Origin of the sequence: Brumimicrobium salinarum, assembly GCF_002844555.1 — a bacterium.
In the GTDB taxonomy this organism is placed as follows: domain Bacteria; phylum Bacteroidota; class Bacteroidia; order Flavobacteriales_D; family Crocinitomicaceae; genus Brumimicrobium; species Brumimicrobium salinarum.
The window spans coordinates 25,741-33,923 of the sequence record NZ_PJNI01000024.1 but is presented as its reverse complement, the minus strand read 5'-3'; the positions used below and the strand labels follow the sequence as shown (position 1 = coordinate 33,923).

The 8,183-nt window shown below is 33.4% G+C and carries 7 protein-coding genes; 5 read left to right on the top strand and 2 right to left on the bottom strand.

The window, feature by feature from the left end:
* The 5 genes from CW751_RS14570 to CW751_RS14550 all read left to right on the top strand — a co-directional run.
* Positions 1-1,568, top strand: a 1,568-nt coding sequence (locus tag CW751_RS14570; RefSeq protein ID WP_205677845.1) for a hypothetical protein, incomplete at its 5' end; no start/stop codon positions are given.
* A gap of 633 nt (positions 1,569-2,201) precedes the next feature.
* A complete protein-coding gene (locus CW751_RS14565; protein ID WP_101335761.1) occupies positions 2,202-2,486 on the top strand; it encodes a helix-turn-helix domain-containing protein in 285 nt (94 codons plus the stop codon).
* A gap of 2 nt (positions 2,487-2,488) precedes the next feature.
* Positions 2,489-3,382, top strand: coding sequence for a transcriptional regulator (locus CW751_RS14560; RefSeq protein WP_101335760.1), 894 nt, complete (start codon positions 2,489-2,491; stop codon positions 3,380-3,382).
* Between the two features lie 11 nt (positions 3,383-3,393).
* The gene (locus tag CW751_RS14555) at positions 3,394-4,017 is read left to right on the top strand and encodes an AAA family ATPase (protein WP_240612592.1); all 624 of its coding nucleotides are present in this window, start codon (positions 3,394-3,396) and stop codon (positions 4,015-4,017) included.
* A 93-nt stretch (positions 4,018-4,110) separates the two neighbouring features.
* Positions 4,111-5,037, top strand: a complete 927-nt coding sequence (locus CW751_RS14550) for a peptidoglycan recognition protein family protein (protein WP_101335758.1) — start codon at positions 4,111-4,113, stop codon at positions 5,035-5,037.
* A gap of 163 nt (positions 5,038-5,200) precedes the next feature.
* Here the strand turns inward: CW751_RS14550 and CW751_RS14545 are convergent, their stop codons facing one another.
* Positions 5,201-5,854 (bottom strand): hypothetical protein, encoded by a 654-nt coding sequence (locus tag CW751_RS14545; protein ID WP_133122241.1) that lies wholly within the window; start codon positions 5,852-5,854, stop codon positions 5,201-5,203.
* 4 nt (positions 5,855-5,858) lie between these two features.
* A complete protein-coding gene (locus CW751_RS14540) occupies positions 5,859-8,180 on the bottom strand; it encodes a TonB-dependent receptor (protein WP_165779326.1) in 2,322 nt (773 codons plus the stop codon).
* Between the last annotated feature and the right edge of the window lie 3 nt (positions 8,181-8,183).

Genomic DNA, 8,183 nt, shown 5'->3' with positions numbered 1-8,183 from the left:
TTTTTTTATATTGTTATCCCTATTTGAATGAACAATTTACTTTAAAAGTAAAAAACCACTACGCTATGAAGGAACTTTTTTATGAAACAATTTCTTACCATGAACTCATAAATGGTGATCTCGCTCCAAAAACCGTCGACACATCCAACATTACCGAATACTTTAATTCCGAAGGAGTTTATTGTCAGGAAATGATCCTTGCAAAGTACGATAAAGACGATTTTGAGTTTATTGAAGAAATAAGAATTAGTTCAGCCCACCCCTTGGCAGAAAGTTATTTCGATGCAGAGGAACCACATTTTCCAAAAAAAGCTCAAGATAATTTAAAGTCTAAAATCTTACAGCACTTAGATATTCAAACCGTAAATCTTGAGAATAAATTAATCTACAAATCTGAAAACGGTGTGCAACTGGTAGGAATGATTATAGATGCAGACTGGGATGAAGTTGAAAAAAATAGATTGAAATACTGTTACTTCAATAGACTTCTTCAAGAAATGGAGAAAAAACACATTGGTATAATCAAGCAAATTAATATTACTCAGAGTGAGGACCAACTAAAGTCAAGCATCATTAAAATTCAACGTGATTTACATGGTAACCTTAATGAAATCACCAATGAATTTAACCTAAAGTCTTCAGATCTTGAAATAAAGGTAAAGAAGGTCTATACCGATAAAGACTGCATTATACTAGTCTATAAGTCTATGCTTGAAATTCTAGATTATATCTCTACGACTTTCTATGATTTTATTGACCAGAAGAAAGATATACCTTATTATTCCAAACTGTTTAATCAAAACGATGTTGTAACCAAAACAGAAAAGATACTCAAGCAACTGGATGAAATAGAAATTGAAGAAAGACTACAGTTGCTAATTGAAGATGAGCTGAGAAAAATTCTGGATTTTGACATCTCAAAAAGAATAACCTATTTAGAGTTTGATGAGTTCAAGAGATTTCTATATCACTTTAGCAAATTTTTAGAGAAACATAAACATGAAACGTTTGGTCAAACAGACCTTATTCATTTTCTGATATCCATAAGTTTTAAAAAGCAGATTTTTTTTGAGTATATAATCCATCAATTACAATCTACCCTTATAAAATCAGATGGTTTTGAAGAGAGAAATGAATTCTTAATGACTAAGAAAAAGGAATACTTACAATTAAAACTTTCCTCAATAAAACCCTTTAATGCGGATGAGACTCCCCTCGTTTTGGATCTTTTACAGTGGGTGAATTTAGAGTTGAAACATGTTAAAAGAGAAACTCAAACTAGAATTCCTGAATCTCAAAAACTAGTAAATGAGAAGATTGTAACCACACTAAGCAGTAAAAAGCTAGGTGCATATTATTTAGTGTCAAAAGATTTTGGAATATTCAAACCAGAATCAATGATTCAGTTCTCAGAATGGATTCATGAAACGCATAAAAACGAGACTGACCATTCTTATACCCCAGACAGCATACGAAATAACTTCTACAAGATAGAAAGCAAAAGCAGAGAGATGCTTCGCGATTTTGCTTTTTACATTTTGGATGTCACAAATCAGAATAAAGAATAGCTTATTTCTTACAATAATCGAATAGGCTATTGAATCTTATCAAGTTTTAAAATATTTCCTTGAGTAGTCATAAAATCAGTGGTTCCCTATTCTCAAATATTCCCCCTATATATGTCCATTATCTCAATCAAGGACTGTTAAGTTTAGCTAAAAAACACCCTAATCAGGATAAACCACACTCCTAAAACCTCCTCAAAAAGCTACAAATTGCATCAAAATAAATTGAATATTTGAATTTATCAGAACTTCTTAATGTTTATAAGGGTTCTAAGGGGGTTGCAATGGAGGTTGCACAAAAAAAATCCTATTCACGCAAAGACTAACAACCCCACCTCAAAACACTGTAAACGAACAGTTTAAATCAATCAAGAATCTAAATAATAGACTGTAATCCACCAAGAATAAAAAAACTTTCCTAACTCTATTTTAAATAAAATTAGATGTCAATTATTTCATTTTGATATGATTTGGATGAAAAATAAAACTTTAAAAGTTTGATTCTCCAATATCAAAAAAATAAATCAATGTAGACCCTATAAACATTGATGTTCTCAAGATAACTGCAAGCCCTTGCAAATCAATTAATCCAACATAATTACTTCTATTTGTACTGAATCACAAAAACATAGTCAAATGCAAATATCAATCGTAACGCGGGAAGATCTGCAAGAATTTAAGGAGGCTATCATTGCGTCTTTAGAACTTATGAAAGATGAACTACTAGAAAACAGTTCAAGAACTCCAGAAGTAGAATTACTTAAATCACACCAAGTCCAACGCATGCTTGGAATATCTCCTGGAACACTTCAAAACATGAGGGTAAATGGTACAATACCCTATTCTAAAGTTGGCGGAGTAATTTTCTATGACAAAGAGGATATACTCAACCTCATTGATGACAACAAACAAAATATATAGTTATGAAAGAAGTAAATTACATCCATCACATGGAAAACACGCTGGTCAAATTTGGTAATGATCAGCGCGTTACTCCATGGCACATTAGCTTGTACCTTGCTTTATTCCAAATTTGGAACGGTACACGTTTCAAAAAAGAAATCAATATAAGACGTGATGAATTAATGCACCTTTCGAAGATTGGATCTACTAACACTTACTCAAAATGCTTAAAGCAATTAAGTGAATGGAAATACATCAAATACACACCTTCTAAAAGTAGGTTTAAATCTTCAAAAGTTCACATGTACAGATTCGATACAACACCTGATACATCACGTGGTACAACACCTAATACATCATGTGATACAACACCTGATACATCATGTGGTACAACAAGTGATACATCACCTGATACAACATCTGAACATCTCGTGCGACCTTTCTTAAACAATACTAAACATATAATAAACAATAACAAACAATATAAAACAAAAAAAAGGGAAGAAAAAAAATCTTCCCCCCATCCATCCCAAAATAAAAATGAGAAATCTTCTTGTAAGGGCGATTTGCAATCGCCCAAAAAAAACAGTAAGGACGATTTGCAATCGTCCGATTCGTCTGATACGTCCAAAAAAACATCACCCACCAAACGAAAAAGATTTGTCCCTCCAGAACTTCAAGAAGTAAAAACATTTTTTCACGAGAATAAATCTTCTTACCAAGTTGCTGAAATGTTTTTCAATCATTTTGAATCCAACGGTTGGAAAGTTGCTGGAAAAGCCCCCATGAAAAAGTGGAAAGCTGCTGCCCGAAATTGGATTATGCGAGATGAAAAGTATCAAGCACAAAGCAGAAGTCCAGCACAACAACGCCTTCACGTCAACGAAAACAAAGATTACGATATCCCACTTTAAAAAAACAAATCATGGAAAAACCATACAAAATAGTTAACAATCAACGTGTTTTCAATTTTAAAAAAACACTTCGATACATCCAGTACCTGGGTAAATCAAAATACGGTGACCAATTTAAAATTCATCGTTCCGATGTCCTTACATTCCATCGTCTAATCATTTACATGATTCATGAAGAACGTCAATGCAAGAAGTACAACATTGATCTCAACAAAGGAATTTTACTCATCGGCCCCATTGGATCAGGCAAAACAACAATCATGAATTTGTTGCGCGTATTTCTTTTCAAAGAAGATTTTTACCACATCAAATCTTCACGAGACATAGCCCTCGAATATCAACGTGAAGGAGTTGAAATAATCAATCGATACGGAAAAAAACACACCCCACTTTTCATTGATGATTTGGGAGTAGAAAGCAACAGTAAGTTCTACGGTAACGAATGCAACACAATCGGAGAAATACTCCTTCAACGTTACGATTTACTAACAAATTATCAAATTGTTACCCACGCCACTACCAATCTCAATGCTGATGAACTTGAAGAATTATATGGCAAAAGAGTCCGTTCCAGACTCCGTGAAATGTTCAATTTGATATCATTTCCAACAACAACAAAAGACAAAAGAAAGTAGGATGGCTGCTGCGAGATTCCATCTCGTAGCTAATCACTATCCGATTGTAAGGGCGATTTGCAAATCGCCCAAAAATTATAAAATAATTTTTATATGAAAACTCTAAAACTCCACTCACGTGGCCAAGAAGTAAAACAACTCCAACTACTCCTCAACCTCCTACCCGATGGAATCTTCGGTCCACAAACCCACAAAGCCGTTTTGTTCTTTCAAAAATCACAAAACATAGCTGTTGATGGAATTGTAGGACCAGTAACCTGGTCTCTACTCTGCGACGGTTGGGAAATGCTTAATAACCCAAACAAAGAAGAATTATTCTCCGAATACCTACTCCCAAACTACGCATACCACAACCAACCAACAGAAAAGAAATCAATATTCCTACACCACACAGCCGGTTGGCAAAACCCATATCGTGTCATCGATGATTGGGGGCAACGACCACACAAAGTAGCAACAGAGTTTGTCATCGGTGGCCAGTCCATCCAAAACGACAATTCAGATCACGATGGAAAAATACTCCAAGCAATTCCAAACAATTATTGGGCATGGCATCTTGGAATAGGCAACAATCCACTACATAGCCAGAGCATTGGCGTAGAACTTTGCAGCTTCGGAAGATTAACAAAAGGCTACTTCGAAAAAGATGAAAACGGAAAACCAAAATCAATCACAAGAGCTAAAAACTCTTACTTCACTTACGTTGGTCAAGAAGTAGATCCCGAGCAAGTCGAAAAACTTACCGAACCATTCAAAGGCTTTTCATTCTACCACAAGTACTCAGAAAAACAATTGCAGTCGCTTAAAAAGCTCCTTCATCATCTTGGCAACAAACACAACATTGATATCCGCGAAGGATTACCAAACCTCATCCAAAAGAAAGGAGTTAAAGCTTTTGAAATCGTTAGCAAAAATATGTGTTTAAATACTCCTGGGATTTGGGCTCATAGTAATGTCAATTGTTCGAAAAACGATATTTCACCGCAAGAGGGATTAGTTGTAATGTTGTTAGAATTGTGATGGATGTCATAAAAAGAATTAAACTAATCTCCTAGAAAAGGGAGTCTTCAAAAAACACCAATTTATTAATGTAATAAAATTATATATTATCAATCATTTAAATGCTAAAAGGATGCAAATAGAAAACAATCTTAATGAAAAAAATATGAAAAACTTTCCTAAGTTAAAAACAGTAGTTATAACCTATTTTTAAAAAACTCCCGAAATTTCTAGGTTTTGAACCTGAAAAGAAGCTGTCGGTTGAAAAGGATGTAGCTGAAAATGTAAAACTATAAGATAAAAACACTTCATGATTTGAAAACTTTTTGCCAAATCCAAGATCAGCTAGACCTGCAAAATCGAAACGTTTGATGTCTTTAGTTATTTTTGCCTCTTGACGACCAGTTATTTCAAGTTTTGAATTTATTATTGGTCTATCCTCTGTTGCACTTAGCAGAAGCCTATTTGAAACCCCTAAATATCCAAATCCAAAAAAGTTATCACCGATTTTTTTTCCAATCCTCAAAGGTATGGATATGTAATTAAAATCAAAGGTGCTAGTGAACTGTGTAACGCTTAAACTATCAAAAGCTTCACCGATCAGATTACTTCCCATTGAAGTATAACTTAGACCAATAGACAATAGTAGGTTGCTCGTTGTTTCACGTTCAAAACCTAAATAATAAATGTCTCCAAATTTTAACTCTTGATTGGATATGACTGAGGAGTTAAATTGTGTAATGGTGGCTCCACCCTGAATAGAAATCTTATTAGACTGAGCTAAAGACTGTGATGCTGAAAAGACCATAAATAGAAAGAAAAGAAACTTGTTCATCATAATTTTAAAATTTAAAGCTGTAACTAAATGAAGGAAAAAAATTAAAAAGGCTGCGTTGATATAATTTCAAGTCACCCTTTACTGCCTCAGCACCTCCTTTTCCATCCGAAACATTTTCGTATTCATGTTCATAATAATAGTAATAAGGATTCTTCCTGTTGTACAAGTTGAAAATACTGATTGTCCATGTACGTTCTCCCCATTTCTTTTCTTTTGTATGATTAAATGAAACATCTAACCTATGATAATCCCTCATCCGTGTATTGTTTATGTCATCATAGTGAAATATATAATCTCCATTGTGTATATATATTTCATCCGCTAATGTTATTGGATAACCAGATCCATATTGCCAGGTTAAAGAAAAGTTGACATTATCATTTAAATCATAAATCGCTACAACATTAATACTTAAAGGTCTATCATATTTAAAGGGAAAAACCCTACCCTCATTTAAATTATCAAATTGTAGTAATGATCTTGAGTAGGTTGCACTTATCCAGCCGTGTAAATCACCTCTTTTCTTTTGCGCCATAAATTCTAAACCATACGATCGATTCTTTCCATTCTTCTCAACTGTTTCATCCCATGAGCCTACCTGCCCTATCAATGTTTCTCCTGGTTTAAACTGAATTATGTTATTGGTGTTCTTAAGATATCCTTCCAAACTTAAAATGTATTTATCTTTATTTAAAGATTTATATAATCCAATAGAATGTTGTAATCCTTTTGAAGGTGGGACTTCTGAATTCGTTGGCATCCAATAATCTGAGGGTAAGCCGGTGCCAGAATATGCTAAAAGGTGTATATATTGGTTCATCACCGTGTATGAATATTTTAAAGACCAAGATTCGAAAAAATTGAAACTACTTACTAATCTAGGTTCGAAATTATTGTAAGTCAAGCTGTCTAAAATGTAATTTGAGTAGCGCACTCCTCCTTTGACAGATAACCACCCCAAATCGATATTGATTTCGGAATAAGCTATATTCTCTAAAGCATCCATTTTAGTGTTATTTGAGCGAGATATGTTTTCTATGTCAGATCCTGTTTGTTCATAATAAATATCGTTTGGTGTAAACCGATGGAAAACTGAATTTACTCCTAAATTTAAATCTATTTTTGAATTGAGAAATAAGGATAAATGATATTTAAATCCTACATCTCGAACGCCGGTAAACAATTCATTATAAATATTCCTCTTGGATGTATCAGTATCTTCTTTAAATTCAAACTCTTCTATATATGAATAATTTGTGTTGTATAATGTCATATTACTGAATACTCTTGAACCAAATTTATGGTTCCATCTAAAAGCTACCATTGTATTACCCCAAGATAAAGTATTTTTAAGTGAAGGAGTATTATCTGTTTCACCTCCAGATTTATCCTTCACTTTGTCTCTTCCTCTATAAAAACTCAAAAATAATTTGTCATTATCTGAAACATCCCAGTTTACCTTTGCATTTAGATCATTAAAATGATAATTTAATCCATTGCCAATTAACCTAAAAACAGGAATTGGGTTTATTCGTCCTGAAACAATAAACGAAGCTTTATTTTTTACAATAGGTCCTTCTACTGCAAGACGAGTTGACAACAAACCAACTGCACCTTGAGCAATAAGTTCTTTAGAATTTCCTTCTTTACTGCGAACATCAAGTACGGATGATAGTCTACCTCCATATTGACTGGGGAATCCACTTTTGATTAGTTTTGTGTTTTTAATGATATCAGAATTAAATACTGAGAAAAACCCTCCAAAATGAGAAATATTATAAAGAGGAACATCATCTAGAAGCATTAGGTTTTGCTCAGCTCCACCACCTCTAACATAATAATCACTCGAACCTTCACCTCCAGATTGAACGCCTGGTGTCATTTGATATGATTTTATAATATCAACTTCACCAAATAAGTTAGGCATCCTCTTAACATCTTTCATTGGGATTGACATCACACCCATCTCATCTTCTCTAACCTTCATTTTACCCGAATAGATATCAATCTCCTCAAAGCTTGTAATTTTGGGTTTTAAGTAAATATTTAATGAAATCCCTCTTTTTAATTTAGGCAGTGAAATCATAGTGTCTGAATATCCGTATGCTCTTACTATAATAATTGAGTCTAATGAATCAAGCCTTAAACTATAATATCCATATTCATTTGTCGTGACACCATTTTTCGAAGGAATACTGAAAATAACACCCTCAATTATGCTTTCATTGCTGCTTTTATCATATAAATATCCACTAATTATTTTTTGTTGACCAAATAAAGATAATGGTAGACATATAACGATTGATATAAATAATGTTCTAGGCATAAA